The sequence below is a fragment of the Pantoea sp. X85 genome (genome assembly GCF_029623675.1).
In the GTDB taxonomy this organism is placed as follows: Bacteria; Pseudomonadota; Gammaproteobacteria; order Enterobacterales; family Enterobacteriaceae; genus Pantoea; species Pantoea leporis.
This window is the reverse complement of the sequence record NZ_CP121108.1, coordinates 2,346,894-2,368,362: the sequence shown is the minus strand read 5'-3', so window position 1 is coordinate 2,368,362 and position 21,469 is coordinate 2,346,894. Positions and strand designations below refer to the sequence as shown.

The window sequence follows — 21,469 nt, the reverse complement described above, 5'->3', positions numbered from 1 at the left end:
AGTTATTTCAGCGCCTGAGCGGCAGCCTCTGAAGCCTGATTATCCAGATCCTGTTTGGGCGTGCTGACGCCAACCGCGCCGACCACTTCATTCTGCAGCGTGAGCGGGAAACCGCCGCCGAGCGCCACCGCGTGCGGGATGGCGAGAACCGTGGTTTCGCCGCTCTGCAGACGCTGCATAAATTTCAGGGAAGGGGCGTGATACAGCGCCGAGGTGCGCGCTTTACCAATGGCGGCATCGACGCAGCCCGGCGATGCGCCGTCAAGGCGCTGGAAGGCCAGCAGCGTACCGCTGGCATCAACCACCGCTACACAGCCGGTGCTGTGCTGCGCGCTGATGCTGTTTTTGACACTGGTCATTACCTGGTTGGTGTGGCTGGCGTCCAGCGCGGCGGCGCTGGCCTGGCCAATACCCGCTGCCAGCAGCAGGGAAAGGGCGACAGATGCTCTAATCTTCATGTTTTGCTTCCGATAGTTATTGTTTTAAAACCTGCTTCTCGTCTCGCTTACGCTACGCTGTAGCAAAAATGTAAACAATTGCCGATAAACAAAACGCATACCTCTATGCGTATAACTCATTGAGGGTGATAGATCTTATCCAGCGTCTGTTGCCAGACGAACGGCGTGAGTTGTTGATAGCGCAGGGAGCGGGCGTTTAACGCATCAATCAGCCCTTGCTGCGTGGCAACAATCGCTGCGCTCATGGCGGCCGGTACCTTGACGTCCTGCAGCGTTTTCACCACTTCCTGCATCTCTTCGGCGCGTCGTTGGCCGTGCTCCGCCACGCGGCTAATCAGGTAGTGCGGCAGCTGATCGTTCCAGCCCAGCGACGGGAAACTGGCGTGCAGCGAGTCGAGCACCGCTTGCTCTACGCCATACTGGCGCGCCGCGCTCAGGCATTCGGTGGTCAGCGCCTCGAGGCCTTTGATCATCACGCTGCGGCACATCTTAATCGCTGAAGCCTCACCCACTTCGCCACCCAGCAGGCGGCTGTTGAGGCCCAGCTGTTGCAGCAGCGGCTGCACCTGTGCAGCCTGAGCGCCACCAATCAGCAGCGGCGTGGCCAGCCGCTTAGGCGGCACCGGCGCCATCACCGCTACGTCGATATAGCTGGCACCCGCAGCGTGAATCACTTCAGCCGCGGCGCGTTTGGTGTGCGGTGCCACCGAGTTGAGATCGAGAAAGTGCTGCCCGGCCTGTAACCGCGCTGCCGCCTGCTGCGCCACGTTGAGGGCCTGCGACGCGGTAACGGTGGAGAACACCAGCGCGGCATCCTGCAATGCATCCGCCAGCGAAGCGGCCAGCCGCACGCCGCTCTGCTGCGCTTTTTGCTGCAGCGCGGGCAGGGTTTCTGCCGCGAGCGCTTTGCAATCCCATACCGTCACCGCATTGCCCTGCGCCTGTAAATCATGGGCGAGAATGCCGCCCGCTTCGCCAAAACCGATAAAGGTGATGTTCATCAATTACTCCTTGTTGAAGGCCAGACCGCCGCCGGAATCATGACTTCACCGGCGAAAATGGCACGCGCGGTGCGCAACAGACCGCAGCCTGCCAGCGGGTTATCGCCTTCGCGCTGTAGCAGCACGCTAAATTCACCGCTGGGATGTTCCACGCTCAGGCGCTGTTGAGGTTGCTGGCTGGTGCGTGCCAGTCCGTCGGCGACGCTGCCGGGGATCAGGCAGGCGCTGGCAACGCTGACCGCGCCAAGCACGCCAATTGAGGCGTGGCAGCGGTGTGGAATAAAGGTGCGTGAGCTGATGGCGCCGCCGTGACGCGCTTCGGCCAGCAGCGTGACTTTGGGCACCGTACGCTGGCTGACATCCCCTAAATTCATCCGCGGCCCGGCCTGCAGGCGGATCGACTCCAGCCGCTGCTTGAGCTCGCTGTCGTTATCTAACGCGTCGCGGCTTTCATAGCCACTGCGATTGACATCCGCTGCACGCACCAGGATCACCGGCATGCCGTTGTCGATGCAGGTGACGTCGATGCCATCAAAACGATCGCGCGGCTGACCGGTTGGCAACAGCGCGCCACAGCTCGATCCGGCAATATCTTTGAAGGTGAGGGCGATTTCGCCTGCGCTGCCCGGTACGCCATCAATGCGTAAGTCGCCGTCATAGTCGACTTCACCGTCGGGCGTGGCGAACACCGCCTCGGCAATCTGCCCGGTGTTCTGCATGAAAATGCGCACACGGGTGCGTTCGCTGCCTGCCTTGACCAGCCCGCGTTCGACGGCGAAAGGGCCGACGGCGGCGAGGATATTGCCGCAGTTTTGCCCGTAATCGACGCGGGCTTGATCGACGTTGACCTGGGCAAACAGGTAATCGACATCGGCATCGTCACGGTGTGAAGCGCTGACGATCGCCACTTTGCTGGTGAGCGGATCGGCCCCGCCGAGGCCGTCAATTTGACGGATATCGGGCGAACCCATCACCGCCAGCAGTACCCGATCGCGGGCCGCCGGTTCGGCTGGCAGATCCTGTGCCAGAAAGCAGGCGGCTTTGGAGGTGCCGCCGCGCATCAGTAAGCAGGGAATGCGACGCTGGCGCATGGTTTACTCCTCCAGTTGATCGAGCGTGTCGAGATAGCGCAGTCCTTTTTCCGCCAGGCGCGGGCGCATCTGATAGATATCCAGGCCCAGCTCACCGGCCGCTAAACGCAGGCGTTTGCTCTCTTCCAGCTCTTCACGCTGACGCGCTTTGGCCGCCACGCTGGCGGCTTCATCGCGTGCCACCACCACCACGCCGTCGTCATCGGCGACGATAACGTCACCCGGCCAGATCAGCTGCCCGGCACATACCAGCGGCACATTCACCGAGCCGAGCGTCTCTTTCACCGTGCCCTGCGCATACACCGCACGCGACCAGACGGCAAAACCCATTTCGCGTAACGTGCGGCTATCGCGCACACCGACATCCGCCACCAGCCCGCGCACGCCGCGCGCCTGCAGCGAGGTCGCCAGCAGATCGCCGAAGAAGCCGTCGCTGCACGGCGAGGTTGGCGCGACCACCAGCACATCGCCCGGCTGGCAGAGCTCCACCGCGACGTGAAACATCCAGTTATCGCCGGGTGCGACCAGCACGGTGACCGCGCTGCCCGCGATGGCACAATCCTGCTGAATCGGGCGAAGGGCGGGATCGAGCAAACCTTTACGCCCCTGCGCTTCATGCACGGTGGCGACGCCAAAGCGCGCCAGTGCGTCGATATCCGCAGCTACCGCGCGCGGGATGTGGCGCACCGCGACGCCTTTTTTCGCGATGATGCTCATGCCAGATCCTCCGTTACGCGCGGGAAGATGCTCTGATAACCTTCGCCATAAATGATGTCGCGGCGGGTGGTAATGCCGACGTTACGCTTGGCCTGCACACCGCGCTGCTGCGCTACGCGCGTGTAGTATTCCCACAGATGTTCCTGCCCGGCCATGCACTGAATCGCCTGATATTTTTTGTCCCACACCGAGGTGATATCCAGCAGCACATCCGGCTTCCAGTTGCACTGCTCAGGCTGGTGCGGTTCGAAGCAGTACACCGGCGGCGCACCGACGATTTTTTCGCCCGGACGGTAGCCTTCGGCTTGGGCAATAATGCGCGCCTCCTGCGCCAGATGCGTGGCCAGCGGGTGATCGTAGTTGTAGGGATCCTGCAAGGAATGGGTCAGAACAAAGTGCGGTTGCACCCGGCGATAGACGTCCGCGAGGCGGAACAGGGTTTCTTTATCGGCACGCAGCGGATAATCGCCGAGATCAAAAAATTCAATGCTGGCACCGAGGATCTCGGCGGCGGCCTGCGCCTCGCTGCGGCGGGCGGCTTTGACTTTCGCCTCGCTCATCTCCCCCTTGCGCCACAGCTTGGCCGATTCGCCGCGCTCACCAAATGAGAGGCAGACAACATGGACGTCATAGCCCTGAGCATGGTGCAGCGCGATGGCACCGCCGGCGCGCCAGACAAAATCCGCTGAGTGAGCGCTGACCACCAGCGCGGTTTTTTTTGGGGTGTTGTTAGTCATGGCATACTCCTCCGCTGTTTTTTTCCATGCTGTCACTGCCCACCTGGCGGCGATAATTCATTTCATTGCAGCGGGTATGCGTTTTATTTATATTGCGACATCGAACGGTGGTGAAAACAGGCAGGGAAAGATGGCGGAAAAGGGCACGCAGGAGCTGACAAATCTGATGCAAATCAGGGCATTTAGTCAGGTGGTAGCACAAGGCAGTGTCTCACGGGCAGCAGATGAATTATTTCGCACCCAGTCGGCCATTACCCGCGCTATTCGCGACCTGGAACTGACGTTAGGCGTCACGCTATTTGAACGTCACGCCGGCGGCATGATGCTGACTGACTTCGGTAAATGTGTGCTGCCGCGTGCGCTGCGGGCGATTGAGGAACTGCATCAGGTGCCGCAGCGGCTGGCTAAATTGCAGGGACGCGGTGCGCAGCGTAGCGATGCGGAACCGCTGTGGCTGTTTAACGTGCGTCGGCTGCAAATTTTTATCACCCTGTGTCAGACGCGGCATATGCAGACGGTGGCAGCGCGTCTCGGACTGAGCCAGCCGGCGGTGAGCGCCGCGCTGCGCGTGCTGGAAAACGGCGCGGGCATCGCGCTGCTGGAGCGCACGCCGCACGGCATGATGCCTTCACTGGCCGGACGTGAAATCGAAGCCAACGTGCGGCGTGCGCTCAATGAACTGCGCCACATTCCGGCCGACATCGCTGCCCGCAGCGGGATACTCGAGGGAACGGTGCGCGTAGGCGCATTGCCGCTGGGACGCACGCGTATCCTGCCGCAGGCGATCGTGATGCTGACGGCGCGCTATCCGGGCGTGCGCGTGGTCACCAGTGAAAGCGCCTTTGGCGTGCTGGCCTCGGAGATGCGCTCGGGCGATATCGATTTTATTTTTGGCGCGCTGCGCCGCGATGAAGATGCGCTGGACGTCACGCGCGAGACGCTGTTCTCCGAACGCATGGTGCTGCTGGCGCGTCACGATCATCCGCTGGTGGGACGTGAGCTCTCTACCGATGATCTGCGCGCGGCGCGTTGGGTGCTGCCGCGTTCGGCCACGCCAGCGCGTTATCTATTGAATAACAGTTTTCAGGCGATGGGCATTCCGGCACCCGATCCGGTGGTGGAAACCGGCGATCTGGCGTTGGTGCGCGGCTTGCTGATGCAGTCGGATATGCTGGCGGCGGTCTCCGCGCACCAGCTGGAAGTGGAACTGGCGTCCGGCGCGCTGGTGGCGTTGCCGGTGCCTTTGCCGGATACCGATCGCGCTATCGGGCTGACGGTGCGGGCGGGCTGTCTGCACTCACCGGCAGCGGATGCGCTGATCCGCTGCCTGCGAGAAGTGTGCGGGCAGGATGAGTAATCAGCCGACGCGCGCCGCTTCCATCAACGCATAGCGGTAACCGCGAATGCCGTAGCCGCAGATCACGCCTTGTGCGACGTCGGAGAGATAGGAGTGATGACGGAACGGCTCACGCTTGTGCACGTTGGTGATGTGCACTTCCCACAGCGGCAACCCCACGCCGGTGACCGCATCGCGGATCGCCACCGAGGTGTGCGTCCACGCCGCCGGGTTGATCACCAGCGCCTGCGCTTCGAGACGCGCCTGCTGAATCCACTCAATCATTTCCCCTTCGTAGTTGGTCTGGCGAAACTCAATCGCCACGCCCAGCTCGTCCGCCGTTGCGCGGCACAGCGCTTCCACGCTTTGCAGCGTGTCGGAACCGTAGGTTTCTGGCTCGCGGGTGCCCAGCAGATTGAGGTTCGGGCCGTTCAGTACATAGATGGTTTTCATCGTGACTCCTGTAATTCAGTAAAACCAAACAGCCGCTGTGGCGTGTGCCAAAGCACCTGACGGCGGCTCTTTTCATCGGGGATCAGCTGTTCGATCAGCAGCAGCTGCGTGCCCATATCCATGCGCTCACTGGCGCGCAGGAAGGGCCAGTCCGAACCCCAAATGCAGTTTTCCGCGCCGAAAGCGTCCAGCAATGCCAGCAAATAGGGATGTCCATCGCTGAAGGGATAGGGCTGCCGGGAGAATTTCGCCAGCCCGGAGAGCTTGACGCTGGTGCGCTGCTGGCCGGCCAGCGACAGCAGCGCCTGAAAGGCTGGTTGTGCTACGCCCTCGCTGACGTCAGGCCGACCGGAGTGATCGATCAGCAAACGCGTGCGGGTGCGTGACAGCAGCGGCATCAGCGCCAGTAGCTGATCGTTTTGCACCTGAATCTGGGCAAAGAGATCCAACTCCGCCAGCCTGCCCATTAGGGCATCAAGCTGGAGAAACGGCTCGGTGCCCAGCATCGCCACGTTAAGCGCAATGCCGACGATGCCTTGATCTTTCAGGCTGGCGAGCGTGTCGCTCTCCACGTCTCGCGGCGTGACGGCAATCCCTTTAAAACGTCCTGCACCGCGCTTGATGGTATCCAGCAGGCAGCGGTTATCGGTGTTATATCCCGACGTCGGGCCGACAATCAGCGAGTGGCGGATGTTGTACGCCTGCATCACAGCACGATAGTAATCCGGCGTCGCCAGCTCGTGTCCGTCCGGGTTATAGGCGCTCTCGGGCGCCCAGGGAAAGTTTACTGGATCAAAAACGTGGTGATGGCAGTCGATGACCGGTTGCGTAAACATCAGTCTGCTTTCCCCGCCACCGAGTAAAGTACCTGCTGATTGCGCGTCTGCTGGAACTGTTCCAGCGTTTCACCGCGCATCGCTGAGTAGATATGCAGGTTAGAGACGCCCACCACCGCACCCAGTTTTTCCAGCAGGAAGAAGCTGACGCCGTAATGGATCATGCCGCGCCAGTCGAGCTGGGTAATCAGCGTTTGCTCTTCAGCGCTCAGCCCGGCTTCCTGATACAACGCCTGTGGAGCTTCGCGGAATCGCTTGCGCCATTCTGGCTGAATCATGCGGTGCAGGAAGCGGTTGATGCGCAGCGCTTTCAGGCTGCGCGCCTGGGTGAACGGATAGGTGCCGGGCAGTTTTTCCACGCCGCTGAGCTGCAGGTTGATCTTATCGCGCTGACGCTGGTGCACATCGACCGGCGCTTCGCGTGACTGATTTTCGAGGATCAGCGTGGCGATCCCGGTCATCGAAGGCAGATAGTAATCCTGATGCAATTTCTCGACGTTGGCCGACAGCGCACCGCGCATGATCAGCCACATAATCACTTCCGCACCTTCCAGGCCGCCGAGCGTGGCGTATTCAGCCAGCGTTATTTCGGTCAGACGTTCGGGATCGTTAATCAATAGATCGATAAACTGCGCATCCCATTCGGGATTGTTGAAGCCGCAGCGCTCGCCGTGTACCTGATGTGACACGCCGCCGGTCGCGACCACCGCAACGTTCAGATCCTCCGGGAAACTCTCTACCGCACGCTTCAGTGCCTGACCGAGTTTATAGCAGCGACGCGCCGTCGGGATCGGGAACTGCAACACGCCGACCGCCAGCGGAACCACCTGCATCGGCCAGCCGCCTTGCCACGGTGCCAGCGCCGACAGCGGCGAAAACAGGCCGTGATCCAGCGCTTTGTCCTGGAAGAATGACATATCGAACTCATCCGCCATCAGGCTGGCACCAATATGTTGTGACAGCGCCGCATGGCCTTTTACCGGCGGCAGATCGCGCGGGCCGCCGCCTTCATCCGCAACGGCATATTCGTCATCAATGCCCAGCACAAACGCCGAGTAGTGATCAAAAAAGAAGGAGGTGACGTGATCGTTAAACACATACAGCAGCACATCCGGTTTTTTCTCCTCTAGCCAGCGCTGCATCGGGGCAAAGCCATCGAAAATCGGGGCCCATGCGCCTTCCTGCTGCTTGTTGTGATCAACCGCAAAGCCAATGGTGGGAGTATGGGAAACCGCTAAACCGCCTATGATTTTAGCCATAATTTTTTGACCTCTACTTCATCGATTATTGAGGGTACGCGACAGGGACGGCAGGTCGTTAAGGTCGATGCCTTTAACCTGACGGGCCACCTGTGCAGGGTGATGTCGGGTGATGGAAAGTGCCGCCAAAACTGCCGGGAGCGACAAAACGATAAAAATGGCTGTTTGCCCAGGGAACACGCCGAGCAGCACGCCGCCCAGCGACGAGCTGATAATGGCGCCGCTGCGACCAATGCCATGCATCCAGCACACGCCGGTGGCGCGCATTTCGGTGGGATAAAAGGCCGGGGAGAAGGCCTGCAATCCGGTTTGCGCACCGTTGATGCAGACGCCAGCGAAGAACACCAGCAGCGCCAGCACATTCGGGCCAAAGCTCCAGATGCCCTGCGACACCAGGCAGAAGCTGCCCAGCAGATAGAACAGGGCGATCACATATTTCGCTTTGAAACGGTCCATCAGCCCACCAACCATTAAGCCGCCAAAGGTGCCGCCCAGCTGGAATAAGCCCGCCACAATCGCCGCACGCTCCAGCGTCACGCCGCCTGAACGCAGGATGGTTGGCAGCCAGCCGTTAAGCAGGTAGATGACGAATAGCCCCATGAAGTAGGTGAGCCATAACACCACCGTGCCGCCTGCATAGCCGCGGCTGAACAGCTGCAGCACCTGCGCCTTTTTCGGGATGATTGGCGCATTGAGCACAAAGGCGGTGCCAGCGGAGAATTCGCCGCCCAAACGTTTGAGCACGGCGGCAATCTTGTCGCGACTGACTTTGCGCACCACCATATACATCGCCGATTCCGGGAGCAGCCACAGCAGCAGCGGTAACATCAGTAGCGGCAGCAAGCCCCCTAAACCCAGCACCGCTTGCCAGCCAAAGTGTGGCAGCATGCCGGCGGCAATGAATCCGCCCAATCCGGAACCGATATTAAATCCGCTGTACATCACGGTGATCATCAGGCTGCGACGGCGTTCCGGCATATATTCCGACACCAGCGTGACGCAGTTGGGCATCACTGCACCGAGACCGAGACCGGTGAGAAAACGTAACACACCCATTTCCAGCGGCGTGCGCGCGAAGGCGCTCATCAGGCTGAAGCAGGCGAAGACGGCAATCGACAGCAGCAGCACGCGTTTGCGGCCAAATTTGTCGGACCACGGACCGGCAATCAGCGCGCCAATCGCCACGCCAAACATCGCGGCACCGAGAATCGGCCCCATTTCCGCATGGCTGATGCCCCAGTCTTCAATCAACGCGGGCGCAATGAAGCCCATCGCTGCCGCGTCGTAGCCATCAAACATGATGATGATGAAACACAGGCTGAGGGTCAGCCACTGGTATCCGGTGATCGGGCGGGCGTCGATCCAGCCTTTTACATCGATAATGTCGTGATTGCTCATAGGATACGCTCTGATTTTTTTATTAATAACGTTATCGGGTTGAGATTTTATTCTGCCCTGACATTGGCCGGGGGCATCACTTTAACCCGATTGCAGGGGATAAGTTTTATAGTTTTTAGCTGTTAAAACAGCTTGTTGCATGTTTTTGTGTTCTTGCTTCCATAACCAAATTAGGGATGGCGTGCGAGTTTGTCTGCCATAAAATGGTTATGAAGGTATGAGTTTTGTTTATTTGGTGAGCTGTGTCGGAAAAATGAGAAGGCGTATCGAGGCTGAGGAATGGCGGGTATTGGGCACGGCAGAAGCGCTATTCAGAGCGGGCTGAAGAGCAGAATTTTGTCAGAGGGGGAAAAAGGGGGAAAGCAAGCGGAGAGCCGTTTGCGGCGCTCTCCGCCAGAGGTATTACATGCGTTCGACGGTTTTAATGCCCAGCGTATCCAGACCTTGCTTCAGCGTTTTCGCGGTTAACGCGGCCAGCTGCAGGCGGCTCTGACGGATGTTCTCGTCCTCGGCGGAGAGAATAGGGCAGTGTTCGTAGAAGCCAGAGAACTGGCCGGCCAGATCGTACAGATAAGCACACATCACATGTGGCGTACCGTCGCGCGCGACCTGCGTTATCACTTCTTCGAACTGCAGCAGACGCGTAGCCAACTGCGCTTCACGCTCTTCAGTCAGCACGATGTCACCGCTCAGGCTATCGGCATCAATGCCGGCTTTACGGAACACCGACAGCACGCGCGTGTAGGCGTATTGCATGTAAGGCGCCGTGTTGCCTTCGAAGGCCAGCATGTTGTCCCAGTCGAAGATGTAATCTGTGGTGCGGCTTTTTGACAGGTCAGCATATTTCACTGCGCCGATGCCGACCACTTCCGACAGATCCTTCAACTCTTGCGCTGACATCTCTGGATTCTTTTCGCTGACCAACGCATGCGCGCGTTCAACCGCTTCATCCAGCAAATCGGCGAGGCGAATAGTGCCGCCGCTGCGGGTTTTAAATGGACGACCATCTTTACCCAGCATCATGCCGAAGGCGTGATGCTCAAGCGGTACCGATTCCGGCACGTAACCGGCTTTACGCACGATGGTCCACGCCTGCTGCAGATGCTGGTGCTGACGGGAATCGATGTAATAGAGCACGCGATCGGCATGCAGGGTTTCGAAACGGTATTTGGCGCAGGCGATGTCGGTGGTGGTGTAGAGATAGCCGCCATCTTTCTTCTGAATGATCACGCCCATCGGTTCGCCTTCCTTGTTTTTGAACTCATCAAGGAAAACTACCGTGGCGCCTTCGCTGGTCACCGCCAGGCCTTTTTCGCGCAGATCGGCGACGATGCCCGGCAGCATGTCGTTGTACAGGCTTTCACCCATCACATCTTTGCGCGTCAGCGTCACGTTAAGGCGGTCATACACCTGCTGATTCTGGCTCATGGTGATATCAACCAGCTTCTTCCACATGCTGCGGCAATATTCGTCGCCACCCTGCAGCTTCACCACGTAATTACGCGCGCGCTCGGCGAAGGCTTCGTCGGCATCGTAGGTCACTTTGGCTTCGCGGTAGAAAGCTTCCAGGTCAGCCAGTGCGATCTCTTCGTGATGTTCGTTCTGCTGCTTTTCCAGATAGGCAATCAGCATACCGAACTGCGTGCCCCAGTCGCCGACGTGGTTGGCGCGGATCACGTTATGGCCAAGGAACTCCAGCGTACGCACTGCGGCATCACCAATGATGGTGGAGCGGACGTGACCGACGTGCATCTGCTTCGCTACGTTAGGCGCGGAGTAATCCACCACGACAGTTTGTGGCGCAACCGCACTCACGCCAAGACGCGGCAGCTGCAGCGCCTGCGCGGTTTCCGCCGCCAGCCATGCACGATCGAGGAAGATATTGATAAAACCGGGACCGGCGATTTCGACTTTGCTGGCGATGCCGTTAAGATCCAGATGCTGAATCACCTGCTCAGCCAGTTGTCGCGGTGCCTGACCGAGCTTTTTCGCTACGGCCATCATACCGTTTGCCTGGTAATCACCGAACTGTACCTTCGCAGACTGGCGAACCTGGGGTTCGCAATCGGCAGGCGCACCCGCCGCAATCATTGCCTGACTGACTTTGTCGGAAAGAAGAGCCTGAATATTCACCGCGTTACCTTCATATGCTGAAAAGGCCCGCCTGTAGGCGGCGAGCCGATGTCGTCATCCCGCAACTGCGCGGCGGGACGGAAAAATAAGAGGGGAAGTATACGTGAAATGTTAAAGTGAGTCAGCTATTCGGTATCTGATGACAGGCAACATCGGGCCCCCAGCGCCGATTAACGGCGCCGCGGGTGACGACGAGGATTTTTAACGCTTTTGTCTTCACGCACCTTCCAATGGCGGGAAATTGCAAATCCCATTAATGCAATCAGGACTGCGACAACAATGAGCATAGACATAAGGCCGTTCCTTGTAGTTGTGAAACCCAAATTTATAAGAAAGGGTTTCAAGCTGCAATTGTTTGCAATTTAAATAAGATTTATCTCATTGTATTAACTATCATCATTAAAAACATATATTTAGCCTACTTTCATAAAGTAACTGCTGGACCTGATTAGGTGATAAATCTGAAATGAATGGTCTATTTATGCGGTTTTTAGCCTTTTTGGCGCCTAAATCGGATGAATCCGACAATTTTGTCAAGCGGAATCAACGGTTAGCAAATTTCATATTGATTAGTAAACCTGAACTGAATTAGAGGTAAGGCATGATGCAGACCCACTTTCCTGTGGAATTGGATGATTTAAAACAAGACATGGCGCGTTTTGAACAATCGCTGATGAATTTTTCTGAGCGTTTAGGCATTAACCTGGCTGAACATGAAGCCGATCACGTCGCGGTGCGCTGCCACCAGTTTGCAACGGCAGAACGCTGGAAATCTGGCTTATTGCAGATCGGCACACAGTTTTCCGAGGCAATGATCAATGGTCGCCCGATTTGTCTGTTCAAACTGCATCAGCCACTGAACCTGGCGGGCTGGCAAATTGATGTGATTGAATTGCCGTGGCCAGGCGAAAAGCTGTATCGCCACGAAGGGTGGGAACATGTAGAGATTGTACTGCGTGGAGAACCGGAAACGCTGGGCATGCGGGCGATGGCGCTGCTTTCTGATGATGCGCTGACACAGCCGGGCATCTCGTTTAAAACCAGCGCGCCCAAAGGCGAGAACGAGCGGTTGCCCAATCCGACGCTGGCGGTGACGGACGGGCAAACCACCATTAAGTTTCATCCATGGCGACTGGAAGAGATTGTCGCCAGTGAGCAGGCTTAACGCCGCGCCGCGACCGCTTTTTGCAAACGCGCGACCGCCTGTTCCAGCGTGGCGCGCGTACAGCCAAAGTTGAAGCGCACGAAATTATCATCGCCAAAATCGTGGCCCGGTGAAAAACCGAGGCCGTGCTGCTCGAAATACGCCATCGGATTGGCAACATCCAGTTTGCTGGCGTCGATCCACCCCAAATAGGTCGCTTCCGGCGCGGCCATCTGCAATTCTGGCAGTGCATTCACCTGCGCCACCAGCCAGTCGCGATTGGCGCGCAGATAATCCAGCTGCGCTGCCAGCCATGCATCGCCATCGCGCCACGCCGCTTCGGCTGCCACCAGCGCCAGAATATCCACGCCAGGCACGATGCCTTCACGCACGCGTTTGAACCGCGCACGCAACTCCGGATTGGGAATGATCGCCAGCGACGCGCCCAATCCGGCAATATTGAAGGTTTTCGACGGCGACAGCAGCGTGATGCTCCGCTGTGCGGCATCTTCACTTAACGCCGCAAAGGGAATGTGCTGTGCGCCGGGTGACAGCAATAAATCGCAGTGGATTTCATCGGAGCAGACGATCAAATCATGCTGCTGCGCAAACGCCAGCTGCGCTTCCAGCTCGTCACGACGATAAACCGTGCCGCCCGGATTCTGCGGATTACACAGCATCAGCAGGCGTTCATTGCCCTGCATCGCGCTATTATCCAGATTCATCACCCAGCGATCGTCTTGTAAACGCAGCGGTAAATTTACCTGTGCGCGGTCGGCCAGCTTTGCTGCACCGCGAAACGGCGGATAGATCGGCGTGGGGGAAACGGTGGATTCGCCAGACTCCGTGAATGCGCGGACCGAAAGATTCAAACCGCACACTACGCCAGGCAATAACACAATCCAGTCCGGCTCAATCTGCCAGTTGTAGCGCTGCGCTAAACGCGAAAGGGTGATATCAATCAATCCGGTTGGCGTTGCGCCATAGCCAAATACACCGTGCTCAGCGCGCTGTTTAATGGCCTCAATCACACTCGGCGGTGAACGAAAGTCGCTGTCTGCGACCCAGAGCGGCAGCACATCGCGATCACCATATTTGTGCCATTTCAAACTATCGCTGTGACGACGGTCTATCCATTGATTAAAATCGAATGCCATAGTGCGAGTTCCACGTAAACTGTCCAATTAAGTAGACTAACTGAAGCATTCATCCCGAGCCAGAAGTCATGAGAAGGAGCATGGTATGACGAAACTGGAAATTTGTTGCTACGGCATCGACTGCGCAATGACTGCGCAGCTGTCCGGTGCCGATCGCGTGGAGCTGTGCAGTGCACCGCGCGAAGGTGGGTTGACGCCTTCAGCCGGCGTGCTGGAAGCGGCACGACGTGAAATTTCGATCCCGGTACATCCTATCGTCCGTCCGCGCGGCGGCGATTTTTGCTACACCCACTTTGAGTTTGAGTCGATGAAATCGGACGTTGCGCTAATGCGTGAACTCGGTTTTCCCGGCTTAGTGATTGGCATGCTGGATGAAGATGCGCATGTCGATATTGCTCGTATGCAGCAGATTATGAAGCTGTGTGATGGCATGGACGTCACCTTCCATCGCGCCTTTGATTTATGCCACAGCCCGAAACGCTCACTTGAGGTGCTGGCTGATTTAGGCATCGCGCGGATCCTGACGTCTGGTCAGCAGCAGAGTGCCGAAGCAGGAATTGCATTATTAAGGGAACTAAATGAACACAGCACAGGTCCGATTATTATGGCCGGTGCGGGCGTACGTTTGAGCAACATCCAGAAGTTCATCGACAGTGGATTGCAGGAAGTCCACAGCTCCGCCAGCCGTTTAGTCGCTTCGCCGATGCGCTACCGTAAAGCCGGTGTTTCCATGTGCTCCGAAGCGGAAACCGATGAATTCAGTCGCTATTGCGTTGATGGTGATGTGGTTGAAGCCATGAAAAGCATGACGCAGTTGAGCGCCGTCCGGGTAGCCTGAATTCCCCCCCTGATTTTGCCGCGCAGCACGCCAGCTCAAATGACGTGATGTTTGCAAGTACCAACCCCAGTTCTTCTAACTGGGGTTCTTTTTATCTGCAATTCCCGCGGAGATAGCGTGATCGCGTAAATGATGCTTTGATTACTCTATGGCTTCATACGGATAACCTTCATGAAATCCATCCCTTATACCTTTTTAATGCTGCTACTCCCGTACTGCGGCGTCGCGCTGGCGGTCAGCACCGCGTGTCCGCCGATGAGCAAAAATATCACCAGCAGCAACAACTGGATTATGCTGGGCGGCGATGCCAAAGGCGCGGTGCGTCAGGTGGTGGCAGGCGAATTTGGCAAAGATGTGAACTCGCAAAAGCGCGTACTCGGCCAGTTTGATCAGTGCGGCGATTTGATGGTGGCTGACATCTCCTACGACAAAAATGAAGGCAATGTTCTATTGACGATGGAACAGCATATCGCCCGCGTTCAACGCGGCTGGGTGGCGGAATATGCCTACATGGTTAAAGTGATCAAAGCAGGGCAAGAGGAAGTGGTCGACAACCGCCAGGGCACCATCAGCTGGCAAATCGGCCAGCATGGCAACATCGTCAGCTCATCCGATAAATTCACCAGCATGGGCAAAGATGGCTTTACCGATACCACTTATCGCTATGACAAACAGTTCAGAGTGGAAAAAAGCGTGGCGCGCGGCAGCGATAATATGACCAACGGCGAAAGCAGCTGGCGCTGGAATCCACAAGGATTGGTAACCTTATCCACCAGCGCGCGCAGCAAAGATACTTATAGCTATGATAACCAGTGGCGGGAACTGCGTTTGAACAGCACCGCGACCACGCCAGTCAGCACGCTGCGCTCGGTGGATGAGTGTCAGCTGTGGGATGAAGTGGGCAACTGCACGCTCAGTTATCTGCATGAAACCGAAGTGTTCGCCAAAGGCACCATTGAACGCCATCTCAGCTCCGCTTATAAATACCAATACTGGAACGCACCCAACGAAACCGCCGCACAAGATTAAAGCAAAACGAACAAAACCCACAAAACCCACAAAACCCACATAAAGGCTGGAAACAAGGGCCGCGAAGTAAAGCTTCCGCCGCATGGATGCGGCGGCAGAGTCCACAGGGATGTGTCCACGACGCCTTTACGCAGCGGCCCTTGTTTTCAGCCTGAAACGCACCGGAGCAATTGAGAACATCGCATGACACTAATTTTATCTTTCCTCTTCGCCATCACCATCCTCACACTCACGCCCGGTTTTGATACTGCATTAGTGTTGCGTTCCGCCGCCGCGCAAGGCTGGAAACGTGCCTGGGCTACGGCATTTGGCGTTACGCTGGGTTGTCTGGTGTGGGGCGTTGCGGTGGGTTTAGGCTTGGGCGCGCTGCTGCTGGCCTCGGAAATGGCGTATAACCTGCTGAAATGGATCGGTGCGGCCTATCTGCTCTATCTCGGTGTCAAATTACTCATCAACCCACGCACCCAAGCGGAAGGAGGGCAGCACGCGCAGAGTAAAGAGCAAAGCTATGTTGCCTGCTTCACGCGCGGACTCTTTGGTAACCTGTTAAATCCTAAAGTCGGCGTATTCTACGTGACCTTTCTGCCGCAGTTTATTCCGGCGGGCGCGTCGGTGCCGCTGTGGTGTACGCTGATGGCGCTCACGCACATGGTGATTGGTTTGGTGTGGAATGCGGTGCTAATTGGCAGCAGCCAATACTTTGCGGCGCATCTGCGTCGCCCAGCGGTGCTGAAAGTAATGGATCGCCTGACGGGCTGCGTGTTTATTGGCTTCGCCGCGAAGCTGGCGCTATCGCGGCGTTAAACATTACGGCTTGCGCGCGACTAGCACGGCGCGCAGCGGGGCGGGATAACCTTCCACGGTTTTGGTGCTGTCGTTAGGATCAAGAAACTCGGCCAGCGACTCGCTGGTCATCCAACTGGTGCGACGCTGCTCTTCCACGGACGTCACCGCGTAATCCGCGATGCGCACATCGACAAATCCGCACTTCTCCAGCCAGCTCTTCAGCGCTGCGGCAGAAGGGATAAAGTAGACGTTACGCATCTGCGCATAACGCTCACCCGGCACCAACACCGCGTTCTCATCGCCTTCATTCACCAGCGTCTCCAGCACCAGCTCGCCGTCACTGACTAACTGATTTTTCAGCTGCATCAAGTGGTCGAGCGGCGAACGGCGGTGATAAAGCACGCCCATGGAAAACACGGTATCAAACGCTTGTAACGCCGGCAGTTGCTCAATGCCCAGCGGCAGCAAATGCGCACGACGATCGTCACCCAACAGCTTACGCACCGCTTCGAACTGACACAAAAACAGCTGCATTGGATCGATGCCGACCACCAGCTTCGCGCCCGCGCCAATCATGCGCCACATGTGATAGCCGCTACCGCAGCCGACATCCAGCACCGTACGATGCTGCAACGGCGAAATGTGCGGCAACACGCGATCCCATTTCCAGTCGGAACGCCATTCGGTATCGATCTCGGTACCGTAAAGCGAATAAGGACCTTTTCGCCACGGCATCAAATTGCGCAGCAGATTCTCAATGCCCAGACGCTGACGATCGGTCAGATCCTCAACATCCGCGCTCACGCTGTGCACTAAATCCAGCTTTTGCGGCGTCAGCAGCGGCAAATAATCAACTGACTTCTCCCAGTCGCGGAACTTACCGTGCAAATTTTCACGCTGCCATGCGGCGACTTGCGCCGGTAACACTTCCAGCCAGCTGGCGAGCGGGCCGGTGGCAATCTGCTGATAAAAACGGCCAAACTCAATCATTTCAACGCCACCAACGAACCAAAGTTAAAGCACTGGAACCACAACTCCGCATGTTGGAACCCGGCGGTTTTCAGGCGCGCTTTGTGCGCTTCAACGCTATCGGTCAGCATCACGTTCTCCAGCATGCTGCGTTTCTGGCTGATCTCCAGCTCGCTGTAACCGTTAGCGCGTTTGAAATCGTGATGCATGTTAAACAGCAACTCGCCGACATCGGCATCTTCAAAACTGAACTTCTCCGACAACACCAGCGCGCCGCCCGGATTTAATCCGTCAACAATCTTCTTCAGCAGCTCGAGGCGTGCCGGTGGCTCAAGGAATTGCAGGGTAAAGTTCAGCACCACCAATGAGGCGTTCTCAATGTGGATGTCCTGAATATCTGCTTCGATCACCTGCACCGGCGTATCCGCGCGGAAGGCGTCGATATGGCGACGGCAGCGCTCCACCATCGCCGGTGAATTATCCACGGCAATAATCTGGCAACCGGGCACATGAATATTGCGGCGCACCGACAGCGTGGCGGCACCCAGTGAACAGCCGAGATCGTAAACCTGGCTATTCGGCTGAACGAAGCGTTCCGCCAGCATGCCAATCATCGAAATGATGTTGGAATAACCCGGCACCGAGCGCTGAATCATATCGGGAAAAACTTCAGCTACGCGCTCGTCAAAGGTCCAGTCGCCCAGCTTATCGATGGGCGCGGAAAATAGCGTATCGCGATCAGACATAATGAAAAGGTCCGGAGAGAAAACGGAAAGGGCGCTATTTTGGCAGAAACGCGGGCAGGCTGCACCCTTTGCGTTGCGTCTAGAACAGGCTCGATTGCTGCGGCCAGTCGGGCAGATCGCGTAAGGTTGGTTCCAGCTGCTGTAACTGTGGCCACAACGCCTGAAGCAGCGGAAACACCTCGCCCATATCCGGCGTATGGATAAACAGCAGCGGATCGCTATCCCGCTGCCACGCTTGCAGCTTGCTGTGCCACGGCTGAAACAGCGGCACGCTCTCCGCCACGCTATCACTGCCAATGAAACGCACCATCGGTTGCGCACCGGTACGCACCACATGCAGCGGCACGCGCGGCTTTTGCGATCGAGCGTGCACCGCTGCGGCCGACTGTGAGGTGGAGGCATGCACCGGACGACTATCCAGCATCACCCGATTAATTTGACGCTCCAGCAAACCGCGATTCAGCGCGCGTTCAGCATCACCTTTGGCGAAAAATGCCTGATGCCGCACCTCGACGCCATAACGGAAATTGCGCGGCAAACTATCGAGAAAAGACCACAAATCGCCGAGCTGAGCCGGTGAAAACGCTGCCGGCAGCTGCAGCCAGTATTGACCGATGCGCGTGCTGAGCGGATCGAGCAGACGGAAAAACTCATTCAGCAACTCATCACAGTCGCGCAGCGCCGCTTTATGGCTGATGCTTTCGGGAAACTTGAAGCAGAAACGGAAATCGTCGTGCGTCATGTCGCGCCAGCGCAGCACCACTTCCGGCTTTGGCAGCGCATACAACGTGGTATTGCCCTCCACACAACCAAACAGCTGCGCGTAATCGGCTAAGGTCTCAATACCGAACTGTTTCCATTGCGCGTGCTGCCATTGCGGTAATCCAATACGAAGTGTCAACGCGAACTCCTGAATCCTTTAGGGCGGGAAAGGGCGGCTTAATGTAACCTGTTTTGATGTCGGCAGGAAAAACAGCGCGATAAAGCATAATGTTTTGTCCGCTTTGATCGGGCTCCACTTATCCTGCCTGGGTTTTTCCATTATAATAGTCGCCTTTTTTGCGACAGCATCTCAGAAGGTTACGCGGCCTGATGCTGTTTGGCAGCAGCGGCGAAGTTAAAAGGATACGTTATGCGTACAGAATATTGCGGACAGCTCAATCTGTCTCACGTGGGTCAGCAAGTCACTCTCTGCGGCTGGGTAAATCGCCGTCGCGATCTGGGTAGCCTGATTTTTATCGATATGCGTGACCGTGAAGGTATCGCGCAGGTGTTCTTTGATGCCGATCGTCAGGACGCTTTCCAGCTGGCATCTGAGCTGCGTAACGAATTCTGTATCCAGATCACCGGCACCGTGCGTGCACGTGACGAAAAGAACAAAAACAGCGATATGGCGACCGGCGAAGTGGAAGTGTTTGCCCACGAGCTGAATATCATCAACCGCGCTGAACCGCTGCCGCTGGACTCTAACCAGGTCAACAGCGAAGAAGCGCGCCTGACCTATCGTTACCTGGACCTGCGTCGTCCGGAAATGGCGCAGCGTTTGAAAACCCGCGCTAAAATTACCAGCTTCGTGCGTCGCTTTATGGACGACCAGGGTTTCCTCGATATCGAAACGCCGATGCTGACCAAAGCCACGCCTGAAGGCGCGCGTGACTATCTGGTGCCAAGCCGCGTGCATAAAGGCAAGTTCTACGCGCTGCCGCAGTCGCCACAGCTGTTCAAACAGCTGCTGATGATGTCGGGTTTTGACCGCTACTATCAGATCGTTAAGTGTTTTCGTGACGAAGATCTGCGTGCCGATCGTCAGCCAGAATTCACCCAGATCGACGTGGAGACCTCTTTCATGACCGCAGAGCAGGTGCGTGAAAAGATGGAACGTCTGATTCGTGAACTGTGGATCGATATCAAAGGCGTGGATCTCGGTGACTTCCCGCAGATGACTTTTGCGGAAGCGATGAACCGTTACGGCTCAGATAAGCCAGACCTGCGTAACCCAATGGAGCTGGTCGACGTTGCCGATCTGCTGAAAAACGTAGAATTCCAGGTGTTTGCTGGCCCAGCCAATGATGCCAAAGGCCGCGTGGCTGCCCTGCGCGTACCGGGCGGTGCAGCGCTGACGCGTAAGCAAATTGATGAGTATGGCGAATTTGTCAAAATCTATGGCGCCAAAGGTTTGGCGTGGATGAAGATCAACGAACGCGCGAAAGGCTTCGAAGGTGTACAAAGCCCGGTTGCCAAGTTCCTCAGCGCAGAAATCGTTGAAGACATTCTCAACCGTACTGGCGCCCAAGATGGCGACCTGATCTTCTTCGGTGCGGACCGCGCCAAAGTGGTGGCGGATGCGCTGGGCGCGCTGCGTCTGAAAGTGGGCCGCGATCTGCAGATTACTGATGACAAAGCCTGGGCGCCGCTGTGGGTGATCGACTTCCCAATGTTTGAGGAAGATGAAGAGGGCGGCCTGGCAGCGATGCACCATCCGTTCACGTCGCCGAAAGACCTGAGCGCAGAACAGCTGGCAACCGATCCGGTACAAGCGGTAGCGAATGCCTACGATATGGTGATTAACGGCTACGAAGTGGGTGGCGGTTCCGTACGTATTCATAATGGTAAAATGCAGCAGACGGTATTCAGCATCCTCGGCATCACCGAAGAAGAGCAGCGTGAGAAGTTTGGCTTCCTGCTCGACGCACTGAAATACGGTACGCCGCCGCACGCCGGCCTGGCGTTCGGCCTGGATCGTCTGACCATGCTGTTGACCGGCACCGATAACATCCGTGATGTGATCGCGTTCCCGAAAACGACCGCCGCCGCGTGCATGATGACCGAAGCCCCAAGCGAAGCGAATCCCGCTGCGTTGCTGGACCTCGGCATTATGGTGGCACCGAAGAAAGAAAAAACAGAGAACAAATAATGGGCTTTAAACATCCGGTTTCGGTGCTGGTGGTGATTTTTGCCCGCGATACCGGCCGGGTGTTAATGCTGCAGCGACGTGATGATGACAGCTTCTGGCAATCGGTCACTGGCAGCCTGGAAGCGGGCGAAACCCCGCGCCAGGCAGCTCAGCGCGAAGTGTTAGAAGAACTCGCCATCGATATTGCGCACGAAAAGTTAGTGCTGGACGATTGCCACAAGCAAATTGAGTTTGAGATCTTCCCGCACTATCGCCATCGTTACGCACCGGGCACCACGCACAATCGCGAACACTGGTTCAGGTTGGCTATACCCGCAGAACGCGACCTGCTGCTCACCGAGCATCTTGCCGCGCGCTGGCTCGAACCCGCCGCTGCCGCAGCCCTCACCAAGTCCTGGAGTAACCGCCAGGCGATTGAAGAATTTATCTGAATGCTTGCCGCCGCGCGTTTTTCCGGTGGCGAATGC

22 protein-coding genes are annotated in these 21,469 nt (G+C 57.3%); 7 read left to right on the top strand and 15 right to left on the bottom strand.

All coding sequences use genetic code 11. The annotated features are described in order from the left end of the window. Positions 1-2 precede the first annotated feature (2 nt). From P6287_RS11045 to galB, 5 genes are all read right to left on the bottom strand, one after another. Positions 3-458, bottom strand: a complete 456-nt coding sequence (locus P6287_RS11045) for a heme-binding protein (protein ID WP_101764138.1) — start codon at positions 456-458, stop codon at positions 3-5. 116 nt (positions 459-574) lie between these two features. Beyond that, entirely contained in the window at positions 575-1,459 is an 885-nt protein-coding gene (locus tag P6287_RS11040) for a DUF1932 domain-containing protein (protein WP_277973697.1), read from the bottom strand. Next, positions 1,459-2,550, bottom strand: a complete 1,092-nt coding sequence (locus tag P6287_RS11035) for a 4-oxalomesaconate tautomerase (RefSeq protein ID WP_217546387.1) — start codon at positions 2,548-2,550, stop codon at positions 1,459-1,461. The genes P6287_RS11040 and P6287_RS11035 overlap by 1 nt, the downstream gene beginning before the upstream one ends. Positions 2,551-2,553: 3 nt before the next feature. Continuing rightward, a complete protein-coding gene (locus tag P6287_RS11030; protein ID WP_192234132.1) occupies positions 2,554-3,267 on the bottom strand; it encodes a 4-carboxy-4-hydroxy-2-oxoadipate aldolase/oxaloacetate decarboxylase in 714 nt (237 codons plus the stop codon). Next, entirely contained in the window at positions 3,264-4,004 is a 741-nt protein-coding gene (galB, locus tag P6287_RS11025) for a 4-oxalmesaconate hydratase (protein WP_277973696.1), read from the bottom strand. Before galB ends, P6287_RS11030 begins: the two co-directional genes overlap by 4 nt. Positions 4,005-4,134: 130 nt before the next feature. Here galB and P6287_RS11020 point away from each other — a divergent pair, with 130 nt between their 5' ends. Beyond that, complete coding sequence (locus P6287_RS11020; RefSeq protein ID WP_176971731.1) at positions 4,135-5,361, top strand: LysR family transcriptional regulator; 1,227 nt, start codon at positions 4,135-4,137, stop codon at positions 5,359-5,361. Here P6287_RS11020 and aroQ read toward each other — a convergent pair whose 3' ends face one another. From aroQ to P6287_RS10990, 6 genes are all read right to left on the bottom strand, one after another. Further along, positions 5,362-5,793 (bottom strand): type II 3-dehydroquinate dehydratase, encoded by a 432-nt coding sequence (gene aroQ / locus P6287_RS11015; RefSeq protein WP_277973695.1) that lies wholly within the window; start codon positions 5,791-5,793, stop codon positions 5,362-5,364. Further along, positions 5,790-6,629, bottom strand: coding sequence for an amidohydrolase family protein (locus P6287_RS11010; RefSeq protein ID WP_277973694.1), 840 nt, complete (start codon positions 6,627-6,629; stop codon positions 5,790-5,792). Before P6287_RS11010 ends, aroQ begins: the two co-directional genes overlap by 4 nt. Continuing rightward, on the bottom strand, positions 6,629-7,888 hold the full coding sequence (locus P6287_RS11005) for a gallate dioxygenase (protein WP_192411680.1): 1,260 nt from the start codon (positions 7,886-7,888) through the stop codon (positions 6,629-6,631). Before P6287_RS11005 ends, P6287_RS11010 begins: the two co-directional genes overlap by 1 nt. 18 nt (positions 7,889-7,906) lie before the next feature. After that, positions 7,907-9,286, bottom strand: a complete 1,380-nt coding sequence (locus P6287_RS11000; RefSeq protein WP_110866319.1) for an aromatic acid/H+ symport family MFS transporter — start codon at positions 9,284-9,286, stop codon at positions 7,907-7,909. A gap of 402 nt (positions 9,287-9,688) precedes the next feature. Next, complete coding sequence (gene argS / locus P6287_RS10995; RefSeq protein WP_277973693.1) at positions 9,689-11,419, bottom strand: arginine--tRNA ligase; 1,731 nt, start codon at positions 11,417-11,419, stop codon at positions 9,689-9,691. A gap of 170 nt (positions 11,420-11,589) precedes the next feature. Continuing rightward, positions 11,590-11,712, bottom strand: coding sequence for a hypothetical protein (locus P6287_RS10990; RefSeq protein ID WP_007889544.1), 123 nt, complete (start codon positions 11,710-11,712; stop codon positions 11,590-11,592). Between the two features lie 311 nt (positions 11,713-12,023). Between P6287_RS10990 and P6287_RS10985 the strand changes: the two genes are divergently transcribed. Then, positions 12,024-12,584 carry a VOC family protein gene (locus P6287_RS10985; protein WP_222233321.1) on the top strand — a complete coding sequence of 187 codons (561 nt, stop codon included), beginning with the start codon at positions 12,024-12,026 and terminating at the stop codon, positions 12,582-12,584. Here P6287_RS10985 and P6287_RS10980 read toward each other — a convergent pair. Further along, complete coding sequence (locus P6287_RS10980) at positions 12,581-13,720, bottom strand: PatB family C-S lyase (RefSeq protein ID WP_277973692.1); 1,140 nt, start codon at positions 13,718-13,720, stop codon at positions 12,581-12,583. The genes P6287_RS10985 and P6287_RS10980 overlap by 4 nt on opposite strands. An 85-nt stretch (positions 13,721-13,805) precedes the next feature. Between P6287_RS10980 and cutC the strand changes: the two genes are divergently transcribed. The 3 genes from cutC (at position 13,806) to P6287_RS10965 (ending at position 16,391) form a co-directional block, all read left to right on the top strand. Next, positions 13,806-14,558: a copper homeostasis protein CutC gene (cutC, locus tag P6287_RS10975; protein WP_101764150.1), complete on the top strand. Its 753-nt coding sequence runs from the start codon at positions 13,806-13,808 to the stop codon at positions 14,556-14,558. Positions 14,559-14,756: 198 nt separating this feature from the next. After that, complete coding sequence (locus tag P6287_RS10970) at positions 14,757-15,587, top strand: hypothetical protein (RefSeq protein WP_277974926.1); 831 nt, start codon at positions 14,757-14,759, stop codon at positions 15,585-15,587. Between the two features lie 183 nt (positions 15,588-15,770). After that, positions 15,771-16,391 (top strand): LysE family translocator, encoded by a 621-nt coding sequence (locus tag P6287_RS10965; protein WP_277973691.1) that lies wholly within the window; start codon positions 15,771-15,773, stop codon positions 16,389-16,391. Positions 16,392-16,394: 3 nt separating this feature from the next. Here P6287_RS10965 and cmoB read toward each other — a convergent pair whose 3' ends face one another. The 3 genes from cmoB to P6287_RS10950 all read right to left on the bottom strand — a co-directional run bounded on the left by cmoB (position 16,395) and on the right by P6287_RS10950 (position 18,989). Further along, entirely contained in the window at positions 16,395-17,363 is a 969-nt protein-coding gene (gene cmoB / locus P6287_RS10960) for a tRNA 5-methoxyuridine(34)/uridine 5-oxyacetic acid(34) synthase CmoB (RefSeq protein ID WP_277973690.1), read from the bottom strand. Further along, positions 17,360-18,088 (bottom strand): carboxy-S-adenosyl-L-methionine synthase CmoA, encoded by a 729-nt coding sequence (gene cmoA / locus P6287_RS10955; RefSeq protein WP_192234114.1) that lies wholly within the window; start codon positions 18,086-18,088, stop codon positions 17,360-17,362. The genes cmoB and cmoA overlap by 4 nt, the downstream gene beginning before the upstream one ends. A 79-nt stretch (positions 18,089-18,167) precedes the next feature. Beyond that, positions 18,168-18,989 (bottom strand): DUF72 domain-containing protein, encoded by an 822-nt coding sequence (locus tag P6287_RS10950; RefSeq protein WP_277973689.1) that lies wholly within the window; start codon positions 18,987-18,989, stop codon positions 18,168-18,170. 231 nt (positions 18,990-19,220) lie between these two features. On the opposite strand from P6287_RS10950, the gene aspS reads away from it, so the two are divergent. Beyond that, entirely contained in the window at positions 19,221-21,002 is a 1,782-nt protein-coding gene (gene aspS / locus P6287_RS10945; protein ID WP_277973688.1) for an aspartate--tRNA ligase, read from the top strand. Further along, positions 21,002-21,433, top strand: a complete 432-nt coding sequence (gene nudB / locus P6287_RS10940; RefSeq protein ID WP_008110490.1) for a dihydroneopterin triphosphate diphosphatase — start codon at positions 21,002-21,004, stop codon at positions 21,431-21,433. Before aspS ends, nudB begins: the two co-directional genes overlap by 1 nt. Positions 21,434-21,469 lie beyond the last annotated feature (36 nt).